This window comes from Erwinia typographi (genome assembly GCF_000773975.1).
GTDB classification, from domain to species: Bacteria; Pseudomonadota; Gammaproteobacteria; order Enterobacterales; family Enterobacteriaceae; genus Erwinia; species Erwinia typographi.
This window is the reverse complement of the sequence record NZ_JRUQ01000024.1, coordinates 51915-71263: the sequence shown is the minus strand read 5'-3', so window position 1 is coordinate 71263 and position 19349 is coordinate 51915. Positions and strand designations below refer to the sequence as shown.

Sequence of the window (19349 nt, the reverse complement as noted above, 5' to 3'; positions counted from 1 at the left end):
ATCGTGTACAGGGTCAGTGGGCCAAAATGAACACGCCCTTCCCCTCAGAGGTCGCTGAACTGAACCCGGCCAAAGGTGGATCAATCTACCGCTACGACGAAGTAATACGGTTCTGCCATCAAATGGGGTTCATCTCCCCGGAGCAACGTTGAATTTTATCAGCCCACAGTTCAGCTGCCTCGATCTGTTCCTTGATGTAATCATGTTGATCATAAACCGCCAGCATCCCCGCCAGCTTATGCCCAAGGATTTTCTCAGAGACATGTGGCGCAACGCCTAACTCTGCCATTTTAGTCTTACATGTCCTGCGATGGTCATGAGTGCTCCAGTCTGAAATACCCATCACTTCACCAATCTGACCAGCGAGTGATACCAGAACGCTGTTAGCCATTGGCCTGTCCTCTCGGAGCGACGCTGGCGGAAATACGAAAGAGAACTCCGGGTAAATATCAAAAGCGTCCTGAAGCAGCGTTATGGACAACGCTGACAGCCCTCTTTTGAAGGCCACTCGTGTCTTGGAGTTTTCCTCCCTGACCGACCATACCTTATTGTCAAAATCAAAGTCATCTTTAACTGCCAACCTCAGCTCAATTCCTCTGCAACCGGTCAGCAGAACCAACTTCATAAAGATTTTGTTCTGGTAGGCCATGTTCGTTTTATCAACTGATTTCCAGTAGAGGCCAATCTCACTATCACTGAAATGCCGACTCTTTGCTTTTGGTGCAGCACCAACGTCAGGAATAGATAATGTTGAAAGGACATTTTTAGTAATGCGGCCTCGCCTGATAGCGTAGTTAAGAATTTGCTTCATTTTCACAAGCACGCCGCCAGCCATCACCGGAGCATCATTATTCGATATGCGACTGTATACGGGTTCCCAGTGTGACAACTTCATTTCATCGGCAATCATCTTTCCAACATAGGGAGTTACATGCCTTTCAAGCGCCCGCTTCCAGTATGCATGCTTAACCAGCTTTTTCGCAGCAGGACTATCTAGCCACTCGTTGATCAACACAGAAACGTTAGGTGCGGATGCCACATCATCAATATGCATCCGCTTGGCTATAGCCGGGTCTTTCCCCTCAGCTATGAGCTTACGATAGGACTCTGCATAGTCCCGCGCCTCGCGAAGTGAGATAGTGCCATATCGACCGATCTTCATACGCTTGAGTTCACCAGCAATGCGGTAGCGTAGCTGGAAGGTGATCACACCCTTTGGGCTGACTCTCACCGAGAGCCCCCCACCATCCGGCAGCTCTACTGGGCCATTGTAGGGCTTTCCGTCAATCTTCCTGAGCTTTGTGTCGTTAAGAGGCATATTTTCATTTTTGGTACACGATTTGGTACACAGATATTAGCGCACGAACATGGATGGGGATAGATTGGTATGGATGCATAAGTGGGCGAGATTATGATTTTAAGAGGGATTTTTATGAAATAAAGCACAGAGATGAATGACTATGAATGGCGGTAGTGGCTTACACGCAAGGCTACATACAAAAATGAGTTTATTCATATACATCAGGGCTACGAGACTTGAAACCGACTCACAGTTATCAGTTTGGTACTCTGCCTGGTATACCTGTTCAGAAGCCGGCGCAATGCAAAAACTCCTGAGGGACGAACATCTTACACGCTATACCCCGCAGATCAAAGGCGGTATCACGGCTCCCGGTTAACGCTTCAGGTCTTTGTGTAACGAATGACGCGCAGGCAGGGAATAACGTAGCAGGCCGACCTTTCCTGAGAGAAAAGATCGGCCTGAACATAAAGAAATGGCGAGACACAACGCCCTGACGGTTACATCGCGTAAGACAACATAATCGTGGTTTTGGTATCGGTTTTATCCGGGGCTGACTCTGGCGGATTCTGGTTCCAGGTCACGTTGTAGGCCAGCTTCAGTGAGAAGCTCTGGTTAATAGCCACCTGCAAACCGGTTTCGGAGTTGACTGTCGTATCATCGCTACCCAACACGGAAACCCCCTGAATAAACTTAGTGGTATCCGTCAGCTGCCACTGATAGCTCAGCGCGCCGTAGGCCAGCGCCGTTGTATCATGACCACCGTCGTGATAATCGTCATAGCGCACGCCAGGACCGGCTTCCACACGCAGCGAGTGTACCGGGCCGTTCAGCAGTTGGCGACCATAACCTGCCGCCAGGAAAGAGCGACCGTCGTAACCGTTAAAGCGATCGCTCAGCCAGCTTGCCTGACCGAACAGATAGTCATATTCATTCAGGTTGTAACGCGTACGTCCACCGACCTGATAAGTCTCAGAGGAGCGCTCATCGTTGGAAGAGGTGTTGCTGGCGTTGCCCCACAAGCTGTATGCGGTATTCGGCTGATACCACGTCATATTGGTGTTAGCCGTCAGTGAGGAGCTGGTGGTGTTCCCGGTCTGGGCCAGATAACCCGCAGACGCGCTACCATCGAAGGTTTTTTTTGCTGTTGAAGGATCGTCCATGACCGTAAAGACATTGTTGTCCGCCAGAGCCTGGTGGCACAGCGCTCCCCCGGAGAGCAAAAGAACTACAGACAGCTTGTTAAGCGATTTCATTATGTGTGATCCGTACGACAGTTTAAAAAGAGTGAGTCTGACCAGTTTCGCAAGACGATCAATGCCTTTTAGGGTAAGAATCGTAACATTTTATGATATCGCTCTTTTTGATGAGCGACTGCTGCTTTCCAGACTCTAAATGAGAGGATTCCCATTAACCACGCGCAGTATAAAGGTTAACTGGAGAATTTACAGCGGGGAGTAAATAAGAATTATCTCCGAAAAGATAAATTTTTATGTCTTAATATGACAACATATCTCATTATGTTTCCAGGCGAACCACGCGCTTTCCTGAAGCCGGATAAAGTGACAAAAAGGGTGACATGTTCTGTCACCCTTTATCTGCGCTAGCGGTTTATCACGATGGCTAAGATCACGTTGCGGGTGCCTGCGCGCCCAGTACGCCCTCGCCTAACGGCACCTTAGTGAATCGCGTGACAATTTCTTTCCAGGTGTTAGCCGGGTCAAGTTCGGTAAACTGCTGCGGATAAATGAATTTCGCCAGGTATTCCAGGCCGACAATGTTGTAGGGGTGGTTATAAAAATTATGATAGAGGCCATAGAAGCGATGGTTGCTGATGGCCGAGACCTGAGAAAAGCCCGGACGCTGCTTCATCTGATCAAAAGCCCGATCGACCTGCGCGCTGGTCACGTTATAGCCAAACGGCACGGCCGCGTTATTTTTGCTGGCCCACTGTGACCCGGAGACGATATAAACATCCGGCTTCATGGCGATAACCTTCTCCAGCGAAATATCTCCGGTGGCGCCCGGCAGCAGCCCGGAACCGATATTTTTTGCTCCTACCGCTTCGACCATCGCGCCCCAGCCGACGTGCGCATGAGTGAAGCAGCAGGATTCAAGGCCACCCAGCCCGGCTTTAGCTTCGATAAAGACCAGCGGCTGCGGGGTGATACTTTTCGTTTTGCTGACGATGGCCTGATAGTGCTGCTGATAATAATCGGTGTAGGCTTTTGCTTCGGATTCGCGGTTCAGCGCCTCGCCCAGCGTGGTGATGCTTTTCGGCGTGTCGACCACCGGATTCTCGAAGGTATCAATGAACAGCACCGGGATGCCAAGCTGCTTCATTTTCTCCAGCACGCCCCCCTGAGTCAGCGAGGGCTTCGAGCGCAGTTGGGCAATCATCAGATCGGGACGCTCGGCAACCACGCTTTCAAGATTCACCTCCCCTTTGTCGCTGAAGCCCATATCAATGATATTTTTTGCCTGCGGCCATTTCTTTGCCATCAAATCCCAGGTGGGTCCGTCGCTTTTCTTCAGCAGGTTATTCCAGGCCACCAGCCGGTGAAACGGGTCGTCACGGTCCAGCAGCGCCAGCGTCAGGATATCGCGGCCATCCTGGAGCACCACGCGCTGGGGTTCATGTTGCAGGGTCACCTGTTTGCCATCGCTGTCGGTCAGCGTCACCGGATAGCTGGTGGCAAAAGCAGAAAAAGTCGCGGTGGAAAGCGCCAGCAAAGTGGCCAGGGTGGTAAGTTGAGGCTTAAATGACACGTCGGCTCCGGCATACTTGTCAGGGGATAGGGACTGAATAGTAATGATAACCAGTTGCATTGGCAACATTCGCGCCGCTGACGATCCCCTTTGCTGACGATGAACTATGCTAAAAACTCACGGTTTAACAATGAGGTGAATTATGAGTGGTTCCGGGATTGCGCAGTATGTGGTGACACTTCGTTACCAGGAGAAAGGATTAAGCGATGTTCTTGAGCTGACCAGCGCCCTGACCAACGGCGGCTTTACGACGTCAATGGCCGATGCCGAAGGCCATCCCCATGAGCTGGGAACCAACAGTTTTGGCATCACCAGCGCGCAGGAAGAGGATAAAATCCGTGAGCAGGCGGAAAAGCTGGGCGAACTGGCGCTGGGTCAAAAGCCGGAAGTCGAGATCCAGAGCTTTCAGGCGTTTCTGGAGAGTGATAAACACTAAAATTATCTAAAATAAATGCGCCCAGTCTGGCGCTGGCGCTGGTTTTGATTATTCTTTAAGCGCTATTATTCGTTTGTCCTGCAAAACGCAGCGAAAAGAGGAAACCGCTATGTGGTCAGCCATTAGTCGTCTGTTGAGTGAGCAGTTAGGCGAAGCCGAAATCAGCCAGCGAACGGAACTGCCGGGCGGCGATGTCCATCCGGCGTGGCGGATTCGCTATGGCGAACATGATGTGTTCGTGAAGTGTAACGGCCGGGACATGCTGCATCTTTTTGCCTGGGAAGCTGACCAGCTTCAGCTACTGGCCCGCACTAAAACCGTTCGCGTCCCTGCCGTTTATGGCGTCGGCAGCGATCGTGAGGTCAGCTTCCTTCTGCTGGAATACATCCCGCTACAACCCCTTGATGGGCACAGCGCCAGGCTGCTGGGCCAGCAGCTTGCCCGGCTGCATCAGTGGAGTGAGCAGGCGCAGTTCGGGCTGGACTATGACAACAATCTCACCACTTCGCCGCAGCCAAACAGCTGGCTGAAACGCTGGTCGATCTTCTTTGCCGAGCAGCGGATTGGCTGGCAGCTTCAGCTGGCGGCGGAGAAAGGCGTGCAGTATGGCGATATCGATCTCATCACCCGCTGCGCGCAGTCCGTGCTGGCCAGCCACCATCCTCAACCTTCTCTTTTGCACGGCGACCTGTGGCCAGCCAACTGTGGCGGCAGCAGCAGCGGCCCGTGGATTTTCGATCCCGCCTGCTATTGGGGCGACAGAGAGTGCGATCTGGCGATGCTCTCCTGGTATGCGGATTTACCGACTGAAATTTACCAGGGCTATGAATCCGTCTGGCCGTTGCCGCACGACTACCGGCAGCGCCAGACGGTTTACCAGCTTTATTACCTGCTAAACCGGGCTAACGTGTTTGGCGGACACTGGTTCAGCGAGGCCCAGCAGGCGGTAGGCGCGCTGCTGGATGCGGATGAGTTGGGCAAACGGCACGCCCACCCAGCCTGATCGCCGCATCAGGCCGTGCTGTCAGTAGATAAAACCGAGCAGCTTGAGGATGAAATAGCCAGCAACGGCAATCACCACCGGTAAAACGTAAAGCGGGAAGACTTGCAGGAGAATGGTGTGACGCGGGATAACTATTTTCTCCTCCAGCTGCTGGCGGGAACGCCCTTCCGCCCCTTTGGCGTTTTCCAGGATCAGCTGGTCCTCAATCCCCTCACGCAGATGGCGCGACTGACGCCACATCCTCGCCCCTGAAGCCTGCAAAGCCAGCCCGACAAAAATCAGCGCGTAGACTATCCAGAATGACAGATTGCTGCCGTGGTTAAAGTCTGGCTGAGGCGAGTTATGCCAGAACATATCCAGGAACCCGGTGTTGAAGCGAATCATATCGATCATCACATGGGAGAAATCCTGCATCACCGCATTGATCCCTTCGCGTTTTTCACGGCTTTTCTCAAGGAAAGTCATCAGTGAAATCAGCGTTGAAATCAGCGCCGGAATAAAAATAATCCAGCCAGCGACTCGCTTAAGGATCGCGACCCGGCCAGCTTGTTGATAAGTCATGCTTTCTCCTGACTAAGGTTTGAGGGGATAAGTTTACCCGCAGGCAACAAAATGTGCCTGAAAAATTCACGTTGTCACGTTAAAAGGCCTAAACAGGCGCTCCCGGACGGATGTCGTCGCGGAAAACTTCATGCTAAGGTGAGCTAAATTTTTAAACGGAGCCGTAATGATGTCTTATTCCCGCCCAGTCCTCGCCGCAATCTTTGATATGGATGGCCTGCTGATTGATTCTGAGCCGCTGTGGGCTCAGGCCGAGATGGACGTGTTTTCTACACTGAATATCGATCTCTCCAGACGTCACGAACTTCCCGATACGCTGGGGCTACGTATCGATCAGGTGGTCAGAATGTGGCACGAAACGCTGCCGTGGAACGGCCCTTCTCAGCAAGAGGTGACCCAGCGGATTATCGCCAGAGCGCTTAACCTGGTGGAAGAAACGCGTCCAATTCTGCCCGGCGTGGAGCAGGCGCTGAAGCTGTGTAAGGCTGAAGGGTTGAAAATCGGCCTGGCTTCCGCTTCTCCGCTGCATATGCTTGAGTACGTGCTGGCGATGTTTAACCTGCGCGACTATTTTGACGTGCTGGCCTCGGCTGAATCACTGCCCTACAGCAAACCTCATCCCCAGGTGTATCTTGACGCCGCCGCGCGTCTGGGCGTCGACCCGCTGAACTGCGTCACGCTTGAGGACTCCATCAACGGCATGATAGCCACCAGGGCCGCCCGTATGCGCTCAATCGTCATTCCAGCCAGTGAGTATGCCGACGATGCCCGCTGGTCGCTGGCAAACGTTAAGCTGGCTTCGCTGATGGAACTCACCTCAACGCATCTCCACGGCAGCTAACGCGCCAGGAGAGAAAAAGGTGTTTGCGGTTCAGTAAAATATTCATCTTTCGTTACAGCGTAACGTATTTATTCTACTGTATATATCCCCTATACTGGATGCATCGACAGTTCCGCAGCCAGGTGTATCCATGACGGCCGAAGGCCACGTTATTTTTGCCATTGCCAGCGCCATCTTCGCCAAACGCGCCGGGCTGACGCCCGAGCTGGCGAACGGCGACTGGTGGCATGTGGTGCCCGCAACGCTGCTGACCTGCCTGTTGCCCGATATCGATCATCCCAAATCGACCCTCGGGCAACGGCTGAAGTGGATCTCGCAACCGGTAGCCAGAGCATTCGGCCACCGGGGCTTTACCCATAGCCTGCTTGCCGTGCTGGCGGGCGTGGCGCTATTCCAGCTGAAGGTGCCGAAAGCGTGGGTTATCCCGGCGGATGTCTTTCAGGGTCTGGTGCTGGGCTATCTGAGCCATATCGCGGCCGATATGCTTACCCCCGCTGGCGTTCCCCTGCTCTGGCCCTGCCGCTGGCGCTTTCGTTTGCCGCTACTGAACAGCAAAAAAGGAAATCAGCTGGAGCGCGCGTTATGCCTGGCGCTGGTTGGCTACGCCATGTGGTTCCCGGCGGGAATGCCCCCCTTTGGTGCGTCCGGCTGGCCCGCACAAATGGTAAATTCCGTGCAAAACAGCATGATTCGCCTGTTCACCCCATCAACTGCGCATTAAAACACCAAAAAAAGACCAAGAGTTATAACCCATAGCGTTTGGATATATAGCTGCACCAGCATCAACTGCTACCATTCACGCTCAGAGTACGCTTAGTACGCGCTAAAAATTATTTGTTGCTTACCGGCGTAGGGATTTACGCCACGTTGACTGGAGAACTGGGGATGAACCTTCCATTAATAGCTAACCTTATCGCCTTCGTGGCGCTGTTAGCGATTCTCGCAAAAACCGGCCGCGCTGACTGGAGCCTGTCGAAAAAAGTCCTGCTTGGGCTGGTTATCGGCGTGCTGTTTGGCCTGGCGCTGCACACTCTTTATGGCTCCGACAGCCCGGTGCTGAAGGAGTCCATCAGCTGGTTTAACATTGTCGGCAACGGCTATGTGCAGCTGCTGCAAATGATCGTCATGCCGCTGGTCTTCGCCTCGATTCTCAGCGCCGTCGCCCGGCTGCATAATGCTTCCTCGCTGGGCAAGATCAGCGTGCTGACCATTGGCGTGCTGCTGTTCACCACCGCCATCGCCGCGCTGGTCGGCGTCTTTGTCACCTGGCTGTTTGGCCTTAACGCCAGCGGCCTGGTACAGGGCGCCAATGAAACGGCCCGCCTCGCCGCGCTGCAAAATAACTACGTGGGCAAGGTGGCCGATCTCTCCACGCCGCAGCTGCTGCTCTCCTTCGTGCCGAAAAACCCGTTCGCCGATTTGACCGGAGCCAACCCTACCTCCATCATCAGCGTAGTGATCTTTGCCGCCTTCCTCGGCGTTGCCGCGCTGCATCTGTTGCGTGATGATAAGCCGAAGGGCGAGCGCGTGCTGGCTGCCATTGACGTGCTGCAAGCGTGGGTGATGAAGCTGGTTCGTCTGATCATGAAGCTCACCCCGTATGGGGTGATGGCGTTGATGACCAAGGTGGTTGCCAGCTCTAACGTCAACGACATTATCAAGCTCGGCGGCTTCGTGGTGGCTTCTTATCTTGGCCTTGCCATCATGTTTGCGGTTCACGCCCTGCTGCTGTCGGTCAATGGCGTCAACCCTAAACGCTTCTTCCGTAAAGTGTGGCCGGTGATTACCTTTGCCTTTACCAGCCGCTCCAGCGCCGCCACCATCCCTCTGAGCGTGGAAGCACAGACCCGTCGCCTCGGCGTGCCGGAATCCATTGCCAGCTTCTCGGCCTCGTTCGGCGCCACCATCGGCCAGAATGGCTGTGCCGGGCTCTACCCAACCATGCTCGCGGTAATGGTCGCGCCCACCGTTGGTATAAATCCCTTTGACCCGGTGTGGATCGCCACCCTGGTGGGCATCGTCACCCTCAGCTCCGCTGGCGTTGCGGGCGTGGGCGGCGGCGCAACCTTTGCCGCGCTGATCGTTCTGCCGACCATGGGCCTGCCGGTTACGCTGGTGGCGCTGCTGATTTCGATCGAACCGCTGATTGATATGGGCCGCACGGCGCTGAACGTTAACGGATCGATGACCGCCGGAACCCTGACCAGCCAGTGGCTGAAGCAGACTGATAAAGCGCTGCTGAATAGCGATGCTGACACTGACGCAGAGCTGGCCCACCGCTAGTTCCCCTTCCGGGCTGACTTCCTGTCGGCCCGGACCATTTCCCTCCCTCCTGCCAGCGCTTCCGCCCAGTCCTTCGCGCTGAAGACCCTGTTAATTGCAGGCGTATCGGCCTTCCTGTTCTATAGTTACTGGAGTCAGAAACGACCTATGCAGGAGTATCTGAGCATGTCGAAAGAAACCGATAACAAGGAACTGAGCCATAATGCGCCCTCTACCGGCCCCGATTCCGCCAGGCCGGGCATGGATTCACTGGCCCCTGAAGATGGTTCACATAAGCCGCTGGCCGAGCCGACGGAGCCGGGTAAACAGCCTACTGCGCCCGGCAGCCTGAAGGCGCCTGATACTCACAATACCAAGCTCGATGCGCTGGAAGCCTTTCGGAAAGGCGCAGAGAACTTCCCGCTGACCACGAATCAGGGCACGCGAATTGCCGACGATCAAAACTCCCTGCGCGCCGGCACGCGTGGCCCAACGCTATTGGAAGACTTTATCCTGCGCGAAAAGATTACCCACTTCGACCATGAGCGCATTCCTGAGCGGATTGTTCACGCCCGCGGCTCGGGCGCTCACGGCTATTTTCAGCCCTACCGCGATATGTCTGAGGTCACCAAAGCGGATTTCCTGCGCGACCCCGAGCAGCTGACGCCGGTTTTCGTTCGTTTCTCAACGGTTCAGGGCGGCGCAGGCTCGGCGGATACGGTCAGGGATATTCGCGGCTGGGCGACCAAGTTTTACACTCAGGAAGGCGTCTTCGATCTGGTGGGCAACAATACGCCGGTGTTCTTTATTCAGGATGCGCATAAATTTCCCGACTTTGTCCATGCGGTGAAACCCGAACCGCATAACGAAATGCCGCAGGGACAAAGCGCGCACGATTCCTTCTGGGACTACGTTTCCTTACAGCCAGAAACCCTGCATAACGTCATGTGGGCGATGTCCGATCGCGGTATTCCACGCAGCTACCGCACCATGGAAGGCTTCGGCATCCATACTTTCCGCTTTATCAATGCCGAAGGAAAAGCCACCTTCGTTCGCTTCCACTGGAAGCCCGTTGCGGGTAAAGCGTCGCTGCTGTGGGACGAGTCGCAAAAGCTGACCGGCCGCGACCCTGATTTTCACCGCCGCGACCTGTGGGAAGCCATCGAGGCTGGCGATTACCCTGAGTATGAGCTGGGGGTACAGCTTATTCCTGAGGAGGACGAGTTCAGGTTTGATTTCGACCTGCTGGACGCCACCAAGCTGATCCCGGAAGAGCTGGTTCCGGTTGAGCTGATTGGCAGGATGGTGCTCAACCGCAACCCGGATAATTTCTTTGCCGAAACCGAACAGGTGGCTTTCCACCCCGGCCATATTGTTCCCGGCATGGATTTCTCAAACGATCCGCTGTTGCAGGGCCGCCTGTTTTCCTACACCGATACCCAAATCAGCCGACTCGGCGGCCCCAACTTCCATGAGATCCCCATTAACCGGCCGGTATGCCCGTACCATAACTTTCAGCGCCAGGGGATGCACCGGATGGATATTGATACCAATCCGGCCAACTACGAGCCTAACTCAATCAATGATAACTGGCCGCGTGAAACGCCGCCTTCCGCGCATCGCGGCGGATTTGAAAGCTACCAGCAGCGCATTGAAGGCCATAAAGTCCGCGAGCGCAGCCCTTCCTTTGGCGAGTACTATTCTCAGCCCCGCCTGTTCTGGAACAGCCAGACCCCGGTCGAGCAGCAGCACATCATTGAGGCCTTCTCTTTCGAGCTGGGCAAGGTTGCCCGCGAATACATCCGTGAGCGGGTGGTGGATCATCTGGTTCATATTGATATTTCGCTGGCTAACGGCGTGGCGGAACAACTGGGGATCGCCCTCTCCGATGAGAAAATGCACACCGCGCCGCCAAAAGATGTCAACGGGCTTAAAAAGGACGCCAGCCTGAGCCTGTATGCCGTTCCCAGCGGCTCGATCAAGGGGCGTCAGGTAGCGCTGCTAATTAGCGACGGCGTAGTAGCCGCCGATACGCTCGCCATTTTGCAGGAGCTCAAACTGCATGGCGTGCACGCGAAGCTGCTGGCACCGCATATGGGCCAGGTACGCGCGGATGACGGCTCCGACCTGCCGGTTGACGCCACCTTTAGCGGCCTTCCCTCGCTGACGTTTGATGCAGCGATCGTGCCGGATGGCAATATTGACGCGCTGCTGCTCAGCGGCGATGCCCGCTACTTCCTGCTGGAAGCCTATAAGCATCTGAAGGTGATTGGCCTTAGCGGCGATGCCCGACGTTTCAAACCCCAGTTTGGACTTGCCGACGACCAGCAGGAGGAAGGCGTGGTTGAGGGCAGTAAAGCTGAGGGCGTACTAATGAGTGAGTTTCTGCTGGCGCTGGCCGCGCACCGTATCTGGTCACGCAGCCAGAAAGCCCAGAGCGTACCGGCATAACGCTGCCGTTAAGGCGCGATATGGCAGGCTTCATGGAGGGAGAGTTAAGAATACGTTAAGCACTGTAAGCAACCCACAATGGCGGCCCCTAAGGCCTTGCGTTTTTCCCGGCCCGGCGTAATGTTAGCCTCAGTCAGAACCAGGAGAAACCTTATGAAAAAGGTGATGAGTGCGCTGTTAGCCTTAACGTTATTATCACCCACGCTGGCCCTTGCGCATCCCGGCGGCTGGGGCCCAGGCCCGGGACCGGGTTGGCACCATGGCGGCGGTCCCGATCGTCTGTCGTTCCTCCCAGAGGCAGCGGCTGCGGTGTTGATCGGCGGCCTGACCTATTACGCGCTTAATGGAAATTACTATCAGCGGCAGAATGACAACACCTATGTCGTTGTTCAGCCGCCCTTAGAGCGCGTAAGCGGGGATATGCGCGCGTTGGATTACAACGGCGAGCGTTTTTACGTGCAGGACGGTCACTATTATCGTCGTGATATCGACGGCCGCTTTCTGGAAGTTCCCCGTCCGCCGGGCCTGTAACCCCGGCAAAAAAAAAGGTCACCCCCGCAGGGTGACCTTTTTTATTTGAGCGGGGACAGTTACTGAACCGCTTGCGGATCGGTATCGTACTCTTTACAGCTCTGGAAGCCATAGTTCATCACGCGACCCGTATCGCTGTAGCTGACGAAGTACGTCTGCGTTTTACCGTCACGCTCGCCCAGAACATAGGTCTGGCAGGTGCCGCGGGCATGAACCATGGTAATTTCGGTAGAAGGTGGACCAGCAATATCTCGTACCTGCTGACGGGTCATCCCTTTTTTCACGTCCTGGACAACCGGTTTTGTTACGTAGCTTTCAGCGCGGTCATAGGCTGTACAACCCGATAAAACGGCCAGAGCCACAGCAGCACCAATAAATCCCGTTACCTTCTTCATCTTATTCTTCCTCAAAAGTTATCCATGTAGTCTTAAGCCTGGAACATAAACGCTGATTAATCAACTTTATGGCGATGAAAAGGCAATAAATCGTGCCTCGTGTCACCGCGCGGGCCTATACTAACCGGCATGAGAATGAACGTTCGCTCTCGGTGGCGGTTTCTATCCCGCCCTCCGGCTGAAAGGCGAGCCGCCGATCAATCAGAGGTGAAGATGAGTACGCCCAATGAAGCCCGCGACGCGCGCCATCGTCAGCGTAAAGATGAAATTATTGCTGCCGGGCGTCGCTGTTTCCGCCAGTCCGGTTTTCATGCCGCCAGCATGGCGCAGCTGGCCGCGGAGGCCAGCCTTAGCGTTGGGCAGATTTATCGCTACTTCACCAATAAAGACGCCATTATTGAAGAGATGGTAAAAAGGATCATCGATTCCCGGCTGGTGTATATGGAGGAAACGGCAACCGCCCGCAACTTGCCCAGGCTGCTCGCCTGGCGACAGGCTCTGGATGAGGATGATGAGGCGCTGATGCTGGAAGTGGGCGCCGAGGCTAGCCGCAATCCAGTGGTGGCCAGAATGCTGGCGGAGGCCGACAGCAGGATGTTCACTCACGCCTGTCAGAATGTAAAAAAAACCTATCCCCACTTCAGCGATGAGCATATCCGCACCTGCGTGGAAGTGTTTGCCGTACTGGTGGAAGGAACGGCCTTTCGCCGACTGACGCCACAGAAAGCGTCAGCAGAAAGGCTCTTCATCTTATACCAACAGTTAACCGATCTACTTTTTAAGACAGAGGAAAAATGACACCTGCTCACTCCAGTCGCCTTGGCTATGCCATTACGCTAGGGCTTCTTGCGGCGCTCGGCCCGCTTTGTATCGATCTTTATCTGCCTGCCCTGCCATCGCTGGCCAGGGATTTGCAAACGCCAACCGCCACCGCCCAGCTTAGCCTGACCGCCGGTCTGTTGGGTTTAGGTTTCGGCCAGCTGATCTTTGGCCCGATGAGCGATAAATTTGGCCGTATCCGGCCGCTGCTCCTTTCCCTCGTGCTGCTGCTGATCGCCTCGGTGGGCTGTGCGCTGGCGCAGAATATTAACCAGCTGCTGCTGGCTCGCCTGTTTGAAGGGCTGTCCGGCGCGGGTGGCGCGGTACTCTCCAGAGCCATCGCCCGCGATATGTACAGCGGGCATGAGCTGACCCGCTTTTTTGCCCTGCTGATGCTGGTTAACGGCCTCGCGCCGATTGCGGCGCCGGTGATGGGCGGTGCGTTGATGGCCGTACTCGACTGGCGCGGCCTGTTTATGGTAATTGCCGCCATCGCCGTGCTGCTGTTTGTGCTGGCAAAGGCAAAGCTCAACGAAACGCTGCTCCCGGAGCGACGCAGTCAGGGCAGCATTTTTGCCGCCTGGGCCGCGCTCGGCCAGGTGATCAGGCACCGCCCGTTTATGGGCTTCTGCCTGACGCAGGGCTTTATGATGTCCGGGATGTTCGCCTATATCGGCGCCTCACCCTTTGTTTTACAGCAGCTGTATGGCCTGTCGCCCCAGGCGTTTAGCTTTTGCTTTGCCGCCAATGGCGTTGGTCTGATCCTTGCATCACAGATCAGCGCGCGTCTGAGCCCGCTGTGGGGCGAGTACCGGGTGGTAAAAGGCGCGCTGACGCTGGCGTTTGTTTCATCCGGCAGCTTACTGATCGCCGGGCTGAGCGGCGCGGCCTTACCGATCGTGCTGGTCGCGCTGTTCTTCAGCGTCGCCAGTAACGGCGCGGTCGGCGTGGCGGCCGCCTCGCTGGCCATGCAAAGCCAGGGGCACCGTGCGGGCAGCGCGTCAGCGGTAATGGGGGTTACGATGTTTACCCTGGGCGGCATCTCGGTGCCGATCACCGGCATTGGCGGAACGTCGGTGCTGACCATGACCGCCACCATTTTTGGCTGCTACCTGCTGGCAATTACGATGTTCGTTCTGCTGGCGCAAAAACCGAAAGCGTCTGATTAATCGGCAAAAGAGCGGCAGCAGCAGGATTGATTCTTGTTGTTTCCCGCCTGGCGAGTTAGTTTTAGCGCAGATGTTTTGCAACTGCCGCGCATCGCGCGGGACTGAATCTGAGGAGAGGTAAATGGCTCTGCAACAGGAAATTATCGAAGCGTTGGGCGTAAAACCCACGATTGAGGTGAAGCAGGAAATTCGCACCAGCGTGGAATTTCTCAAGTCGTACCTGAAAACCTACCCGTTTATTAAGTCGCTGGTCCTGGGGCTGAGCGGCGGCCAGGACTCGACGCTGACCGGCAAACTGAGCCAGATAGCGATCGCGGAGCTGCGTGAAGAGACCGGCGACAGTGGCTACCAGTTTATCGCCGTCCGTCTGCCCTATGGCGTTCAGGCTGATGAACAGGACTGCCAGGACGCCATCGACTTTATCAAGCCCGACCGCGTGCTGACGGTGAACATCAAGGAAGCGATCCTGGCCAGCGAGAAGGCGCTGCGCGACGCCGGGGTTACGCTGTCTGATTTTGTGCGCGGCAATGAAAAAGCGCGTGAGCGCATGAAAGCTCAGTACAGCATCGCCGGGATGAATGCGGGCGTGGTGGTCGGTACGGACCATGCAGCCGAAGCGGTCACTGGCTTCTTCACCAAATACGGCGACGGCGGCACCGACATTAACCCGATTTTCCGTCTGAACAAAGGTCAGGGTAAGCAACTGCTGAAAGAGCTTGGCTGCCCGGAGCATCTCTACCTCAAGCAGCCCACCGCCGATCTGGAAGATGACCGTCCGGGCCTGCAGGATGAGGTCGCACTGGGCGTCACTTACGTGATGATTGACCAGTATCTTGAAGGGCAGAAAATTGACGAGTCTGCGGCCAAAATCATTGAGGGTTGGTATCTGAAAACCGAGCACAAGCGCCGCCCGCCAATTACCGTATTTGACGACTTCTGGAAGAAGTAATTCCTGCTGAGTTTTCCGGGCGGTGCCAACCGCCCTTTCTTTTTTCTACCGGGACCTCATGGCACTGACACAGCAACGCGCGACGCTGACCGGCCTCTGCGCCATTGTTTTATGGAGCACCACCGTCGGGCTGATTCGCAGTATCTCCGAATCGCTTGGCGCCACCGGCGGCGCGGCGCTGATCTACAGCGCCAGCGCGCTGTTTCTTTGCCTGGCCCGCGGGTTGCCCGGCTGGCGTAATCTGCCTCCCCGCTATTTATGGTGGGGCGGCGCGCTGTTCGTCAGCTATGAAATCTGCCTCGCCGTGTCGATTGGCCTCGCCCACAGTCGTCCTCAGGCGCTTGAGCTGGGGATGATCAACTACCTGTGGCCCAGCCTGACCATTGTTTTCGCCATTCCCTTCAACCAGCAGCGCTTTCGCTGGTGGCTGTGGCCTGGCTTAGCGCTGGCGCTTAGCGGCATTATCTGGGTGTTGAAAGGCGACAGTCGCTGGACGCCGATGCTGCTGTGGCACAACGTGATGGATAATCCGCTCGCCTACGGCCTGGCCTTCTTCGCCGCCATCGCCTGGGCGCTGTACAACAACGTTACCCGGCGCTATGCGCAGGGCCAGAGCGGCGTGACGCTGTTTTTCCTGATCACTGCCGTCGCGCTGTGGCTGAAGCTGGCTATTGGCGGCCAGCCCCAGCCGATGCAGTTCAGCCCGTCGGTCATACTGGAAGTGCTGTTTATGGCGGCCTCTACGGCAATAGCCTACTCGGCCTGGAACACGGGGATTCAGCACGGCAACATGACCCTGCTGGCGACCGCCTCCTATTTCACCCCGGTTTTCTCCGCCCTGCTGGCCTCACTGTGGCTTCAGCTGACGCCTGCCTTCAGTTTCTGGCAGGGCGTGGTGATGGTTACCGTCGGCTCCTTGATTTGTTGGCGTGCCACCCGTTAGCGGCGGCTTTTCTCTCTGCTTGCGTCCTGCTACACTGTACATGTAACCAGTAACTGGAGTGCAGTGTGGCAAGACGTGCAGCAAGCCATCGCCTGGAGTTTGAACCCGCGGCGATTTATCAATACCCCGATCATCTTCGTCCTTCTCTTGAAGGGTTGCCCTCTCTTCCCGGCGTGTATGTTTTTCACGGCGAGAGCGAGACGATGCCGCTGTACATTGGCAAAAGCGTCAATATCCGCAGCCGGGTGATGTCGCATTTTCGCACCCCGGACGAGGCCAGAATGCTGCGGCAGGCCCGGCACGTCACCTTTATCCCCACCGCTGGCGAGCTGGGCGCCCTGCTGCTTGAAGCGCAGATGATTAAGGTTCAGCAGCCGCTGTTCAATAAGCGGCTGCGTAAAAATCGCCAACTCTGCTCACTGCATATCAGCGACGGGAAACCGAGGGTGGTTTACGCGAAAGAGCTGGATTTTTCCCATACGCCGGATCTGTTCGGCCTGTACGCAAACCGCCACGCGGCGCTGGAAACCCTGCAAAAAATCGCTGACGAACAGCGTCTTTGCCTTGGGCTGCTAGGACTGGAAAAGTTACAGCAGGGACGCGCCTGCTTCCGCGCCAGCCTCGGGCGCTGCGCGGGAGCCTGCTGTGGTAAAGAGAGTCCGCAGCAGCATAACCTTCGCCTGCTGACGGCGCTGGAACGGGTGCGGGTGCAGTGCTGGCCGTGGCAAGGCGCGGTAGGCGTGGTCGAACAGGGCGTCAGCCACCAGCAGATTCATATCATCAATAACTGGTTTTATCTGGGCACGGTAGAGGATCTGGCGCAGGCCAGCAGCCTGACCACCACGCCGCAGGGCTTTGACAGCGACGGCTACAAAATTCTGTGTAAACCCATCCTGAGCGGCAAGTATCCCATCCTTTCCCTTCTCTGAGCCGCACAAACGAAACCGCCGACGCTGTCCACGGCATCAGGGCCTGTGTGAACAACGTCGGCGGTCTCAATTTATTTCAGCAGGGCTTAGCCTTGCGCGTCTGATGGCAGCATTTTACCTTCGTGGCGAGGCTTTTCAGTCAGACGTTTCTCAAAGTTCTGGTTGAACTGCTTTTTCTGCTCTGGCGTCAGCACGTTGTACATCTTGTTCTGCGTTGCCATCATCTCCAGCGCGCGGGCTTTGCCATCCTCAGACATTTTGGTTGCCTGGGCTTCAGCCTTAGCCTGGTCGAAACTGTCGGAAGCAATAATGCTGTGCATAGCGCGACGATCGTCCAGAGAAGGACGCTTCATCTCTTTATGGGCGTCTCTCATGATGGCGCGCATTTGTGTTTTCTGCGCATCCGTCAGGTTCAGGCCTTTAAACATGTCATGGTGCATTCCGCCGTGACGAGGTGGCATATGCATCATGCCTTTATCCGCTCCGGCCGGAGGAGGCGTCATATTATCAGCCGCAGCGTGAACGATATTCGCAGCACCCAGGGCCAGGGTCATAGCAACAACAACAGAAGTTAATTTACGCATCATTTTATCCTTACTTTTCAGTTCTGTGACGACAGCAATGTCGTGATGTCGGAACTCAGTTTAGGGCGCTGAACGTCAAGTACTCAGAGCGTTGGTAAAGCCCTGAAAGCATAAAAGACAAAATGGTGGCAATCATGGAGAGAATGCGAAGAATAGCGTGAGGAATTGCTAACAGATATGAATTTACGCTAATTAATGCAGAAATTATGGAGAAGTGTAATACGAACGACAGGATCCGGAAAGGGAAAAGTAAGGCTTCCTCACGCAGCCGGGGATACGTTTTTTGACCCGGCGGCCAGCGGGAGCCTGGATAACGAAATAAATGGAGCGCCAGGCTGAAATACCAGGCGACCGGCACGGCAATCGCCCTTAACTCTTCCGGCAGAGCAACTACCGCTCTGAACCCAGCGCGTCGTTGTGCGCATTATCCTCCACCAGCATCAGGCCTGCCCGCTGACCCAGCGCGACGTTCGGATTGGGGAACATGACGTATTCCCTCGCCTGCTGCACGTAAAAGCGCGTATCTCCATCTTCGGCCAGCAGCGTTCCCTGAGGAAAGGCGGTGAAATTGAGCGTCTCGCCGCTCATATGCAGGATAAATGCTTCAGTGCGGCGAGTGATCTGCTGCGAAACCCGATAGCAGCGCGGCGGCGCCGTTACCTCAGGTAAGGCTTCCCCAAACAGAATCGCGGCCAGCGACTGCTGCGCCGCGCTGAACTGCGCTAGATCATTGCTGCCAAACGGCAGCGCCTTACCCAGCTCAAGCGTACAGCTGCTGGCGCTGAAGTGGCGGCAGCTATAGTGGGTAAAGGTTCCGCCCGGTGCGCGGTGAAACACCAGCGCTTCAAGGCCAGCGGAAGCCAGCCAGTGCAGAAAGTCTTGCGGCCACGGCGTTTCGCGCAGCGGCATTACGCCGAACCGCGCATGATATGAGCCACGAATAGCCGTATGCATATCGAGATGCCAGCGCGTTTCCTCATGGCAGCCGACCTGCCAGAAGGTCTCCATCGCCTGCTCAAGACGCCAGGCCCGCCGTGCCTCAGGGCAGTCTTCATACTGCTGCCAGCGGCCGCCAAACATGCGGTTAATATCGCAGCGCAGATAGCGCTTGTTAACGCGCAGCGCCGACGGATTGCCGTAAATCACCATCAATCGGGGAAGCAACGGCTTCTCGCCCCGCAGCAGCTGGCCGACCAGCTCATTCAGTATTTCTACCGGCGCGGTTTCATTACCGTGGACGCCGGCGGAAATCACCAGCGCCTGAGAGGAAGCATTGAGCGGGGTCATCTCAAGGATGCCCTCATCCAGCCACTGCCAGCTGAGCTGGTCATTACGCCCTGAGCGTTGTTCAGGCGGCTCGCCGCTGAGGGTTTGTTTCAGGAAGTCCTGCATACGTTCTCCTTGTTG

The 19349-nt window shown here is 55.9% G+C and carries 19 protein-coding genes; 12 read left to right on the top strand and 7 right to left on the bottom strand.

Translation table 11 applies throughout. The annotated features are described in order from the left end of the window. Positions 1-118: 118 nt before the first annotated feature. The 3 genes from NG99_RS06880 to NG99_RS06870 form a co-directional block, all read right to left on the bottom strand. Positions 119-1318, bottom strand: coding sequence for a tyrosine-type recombinase/integrase (locus NG99_RS06880; protein WP_034890016.1), 1200 nt, complete (start codon positions 1316-1318; stop codon positions 119-121). 482 nt (positions 1319-1800) lie between these two features. Further along, positions 1801-2556 carry a DUF481 domain-containing protein gene (locus tag NG99_RS06875; RefSeq protein ID WP_034890014.1) on the bottom strand — a complete coding sequence of 252 codons (756 nt, stop codon included), beginning with the start codon at positions 2554-2556 and terminating at the stop codon, positions 1801-1803. Between the two features lie 373 nt (positions 2557-2929). Then, positions 2930-4069 carry an ABC transporter substrate-binding protein gene (locus NG99_RS06870; protein ID WP_157032575.1) on the bottom strand — a complete coding sequence of 380 codons (1140 nt, stop codon included), beginning with the start codon at positions 4067-4069 and terminating at the stop codon, positions 2930-2932. A 142-nt stretch (positions 4070-4211) separates the two neighbouring features. Here NG99_RS06870 and ghoS point away from each other — a divergent pair, with 142 nt between their 5' ends. Together ghoS and NG99_RS06860 are read left to right on the top strand one after the other, a co-directional pair. Continuing rightward, positions 4212-4505: a type V toxin-antitoxin system endoribonuclease antitoxin GhoS gene (ghoS, locus tag NG99_RS06865; protein ID WP_034890011.1), complete on the top strand. Its 294-nt coding sequence runs from the start codon at positions 4212-4214 to the stop codon at positions 4503-4505. A gap of 109 nt (positions 4506-4614) precedes the next feature. Continuing rightward, positions 4615-5508, top strand: a complete 894-nt coding sequence (locus tag NG99_RS06860) for a fructosamine kinase family protein (protein ID WP_034890007.1) — start codon at positions 4615-4617, stop codon at positions 5506-5508. A gap of 21 nt (positions 5509-5529) precedes the next feature. Here the strand turns inward: NG99_RS06860 and NG99_RS06855 are convergent, their stop codons facing one another. Further along, positions 5530-6069: a YniB family protein gene (locus NG99_RS06855; protein ID WP_034890004.1), complete on the bottom strand. Its 540-nt coding sequence runs from the start codon at positions 6067-6069 to the stop codon at positions 5530-5532. A gap of 169 nt (positions 6070-6238) precedes the next feature. Between NG99_RS06855 and hxpB the strand changes: the two genes are divergently transcribed. From hxpB to NG99_RS06830, 5 genes are all read left to right on the top strand, one after another. Continuing rightward, on the top strand, positions 6239-6910 hold the full coding sequence (gene hxpB, locus NG99_RS06850) for a hexitol phosphatase HxpB (RefSeq protein WP_034890033.1): 672 nt from the start codon (positions 6239-6241) through the stop codon (positions 6908-6910). Positions 6911-7040: 130 nt separating this feature from the next. Then, positions 7041-7631, top strand: coding sequence for a metal-dependent hydrolase (locus NG99_RS06845; RefSeq protein WP_034890002.1), 591 nt, complete (start codon positions 7041-7043; stop codon positions 7629-7631). A 164-nt stretch (positions 7632-7795) separates the two neighbouring features. After that, positions 7796-9193: an L-cystine transporter gene (locus NG99_RS06840; protein WP_034890000.1), complete on the top strand. Its 1398-nt coding sequence runs from the start codon at positions 7796-7798 to the stop codon at positions 9191-9193. A gap of 165 nt (positions 9194-9358) precedes the next feature. Further along, entirely contained in the window at positions 9359-11623 is a 2265-nt protein-coding gene (gene katE, locus NG99_RS06835) for a catalase HPII (protein WP_034890032.1), read from the top strand. A 153-nt stretch (positions 11624-11776) separates the two neighbouring features. Beyond that, entirely contained in the window at positions 11777-12154 is a 378-nt protein-coding gene (locus NG99_RS06830; RefSeq protein WP_034889997.1) for a DUF6515 family protein, read from the top strand. 59 nt (positions 12155-12213) lie between these two features. On the opposite strand, the gene osmE is transcribed toward NG99_RS06830, so the two are convergent. Then, positions 12214-12549: an osmotically-inducible lipoprotein OsmE gene (gene osmE, locus NG99_RS06825; RefSeq protein WP_034889994.1), complete on the bottom strand. Its 336-nt coding sequence runs from the start codon at positions 12547-12549 to the stop codon at positions 12214-12216. 213 nt (positions 12550-12762) lie between these two features. Between osmE and NG99_RS06820 the strand changes: the two genes are divergently transcribed. From NG99_RS06820 to cho, 5 genes are all read left to right on the top strand, one after another. Then, complete coding sequence (locus NG99_RS06820; RefSeq protein ID WP_034889991.1) at positions 12763-13347, top strand: TetR/AcrR family transcriptional regulator; 585 nt, start codon at positions 12763-12765, stop codon at positions 13345-13347. After that, positions 13344-14537, top strand: coding sequence for a multidrug effflux MFS transporter (locus NG99_RS06815; RefSeq protein WP_034889988.1), 1194 nt, complete (start codon positions 13344-13346; stop codon positions 14535-14537). Before NG99_RS06820 ends, NG99_RS06815 begins: the two co-directional genes overlap by 4 nt. A 121-nt stretch (positions 14538-14658) precedes the next feature. Continuing rightward, positions 14659-15486, top strand: coding sequence for an ammonia-dependent NAD(+) synthetase (gene nadE, locus NG99_RS06810; protein WP_034889985.1), 828 nt, complete (start codon positions 14659-14661; stop codon positions 15484-15486). A 58-nt stretch (positions 15487-15544) separates the two neighbouring features. Then, positions 15545-16429 (top strand): aromatic amino acid DMT transporter YddG, encoded by an 885-nt coding sequence (gene yddG, locus NG99_RS06805; protein ID WP_034889982.1) that lies wholly within the window; start codon positions 15545-15547, stop codon positions 16427-16429. Between the two features lie 65 nt (positions 16430-16494). Further along, positions 16495-17358, top strand: a complete 864-nt coding sequence (gene cho, locus NG99_RS06800) for an excinuclease Cho (protein ID WP_034889980.1) — start codon at positions 16495-16497, stop codon at positions 17356-17358. Positions 17359-17444: 86 nt separating this feature from the next. Here the strand turns inward: cho and spy are convergent, their stop codons facing one another. Together spy and astE are read right to left on the bottom strand one after the other, a co-directional pair. Next, the gene (spy, locus tag NG99_RS06795; protein WP_034889977.1) at positions 17445-17942 is read right to left on the bottom strand and encodes an ATP-independent periplasmic protein-refolding chaperone Spy; all 498 of its coding nucleotides are present in this window, start codon (positions 17940-17942) and stop codon (positions 17445-17447) included. A 390-nt stretch (positions 17943-18332) separates the two neighbouring features. Further along, complete coding sequence (gene astE / locus NG99_RS06790) at positions 18333-19334, bottom strand: succinylglutamate desuccinylase (RefSeq protein WP_034889974.1); 1002 nt, start codon at positions 19332-19334, stop codon at positions 18333-18335. Between the last annotated feature and the right edge of the window lie 15 nt (positions 19335-19349).

Bases quoted from the DNA above. Each gene is read 5' to 3' on its own strand.
- NG99_RS06830 (WP_034889997.1), top strand. From the start codon at position 11,777: ATGAAAAAGGTGATGAGTGCGCTGTTAGCCTTAACGTTATTATCACCC.
- hxpB (WP_034890033.1), top strand. From the start codon at position 6,239: ATGTCTTATTCCCGCCCAGTCCTCGCCGCAATCTTTGATATGGATGGC.
- NG99_RS06845 (WP_034890002.1), top strand. From the start codon at position 7,041: ATGACGGCCGAAGGCCACGTTATTTTTGCCATTGCCAGCGCCATCTTC.
- astE (WP_034889974.1), bottom strand. From the start codon at position 19,334: ATGCAGGACTTCCTGAAACAAACCCTCAGCGGCGAGCCGCCTGAACAA.
- NG99_RS06820 (WP_034889991.1), top strand. From the start codon at position 12,763: ATGAGTACGCCCAATGAAGCCCGCGACGCGCGCCATCGTCAGCGTAAA.
- NG99_RS06875 (WP_034890014.1), bottom strand. From the start codon at position 2,556: ATGAAATCGCTTAACAAGCTGTCTGTAGTTCTTTTGCTCTCCGGGGGA.
- osmE (WP_034889994.1), bottom strand. From the start codon at position 12,549: ATGAAGAAGGTAACGGGATTTATTGGTGCTGCTGTGGCTCTGGCCGTT.
- nadE (WP_034889985.1), top strand. From the start codon at position 14,659: ATGGCTCTGCAACAGGAAATTATCGAAGCGTTGGGCGTAAAACCCACG.
- NG99_RS06860 (WP_034890007.1), top strand. From the start codon at position 4,615: ATGTGGTCAGCCATTAGTCGTCTGTTGAGTGAGCAGTTAGGCGAAGCC.
- ghoS (WP_034890011.1), top strand. From the start codon at position 4,212: ATGAGTGGTTCCGGGATTGCGCAGTATGTGGTGACACTTCGTTACCAG.
- NG99_RS06880 (WP_034890016.1), bottom strand. From the start codon at position 1,318: ATGCCTCTTAACGACACAAAGCTCAGGAAGATTGACGGAAAGCCCTAC.
- spy (WP_034889977.1), bottom strand. From the start codon at position 17,942: ATGCGTAAATTAACTTCTGTTGTTGTTGCTATGACCCTGGCCCTGGGT.
- NG99_RS06840 (WP_034890000.1), top strand. From the start codon at position 7,796: ATGAACCTTCCATTAATAGCTAACCTTATCGCCTTCGTGGCGCTGTTA.
- yddG (WP_034889982.1), top strand. From the start codon at position 15,545: ATGGCACTGACACAGCAACGCGCGACGCTGACCGGCCTCTGCGCCATT.
- katE (WP_034890032.1), top strand. From the start codon at position 9,359: ATGTCGAAAGAAACCGATAACAAGGAACTGAGCCATAATGCGCCCTCT.
- NG99_RS06855 (WP_034890004.1), bottom strand. From the start codon at position 6,069: ATGACTTATCAACAAGCTGGCCGGGTCGCGATCCTTAAGCGAGTCGCT.
- NG99_RS06815 (WP_034889988.1), top strand. From the start codon at position 13,344: ATGACACCTGCTCACTCCAGTCGCCTTGGCTATGCCATTACGCTAGGG.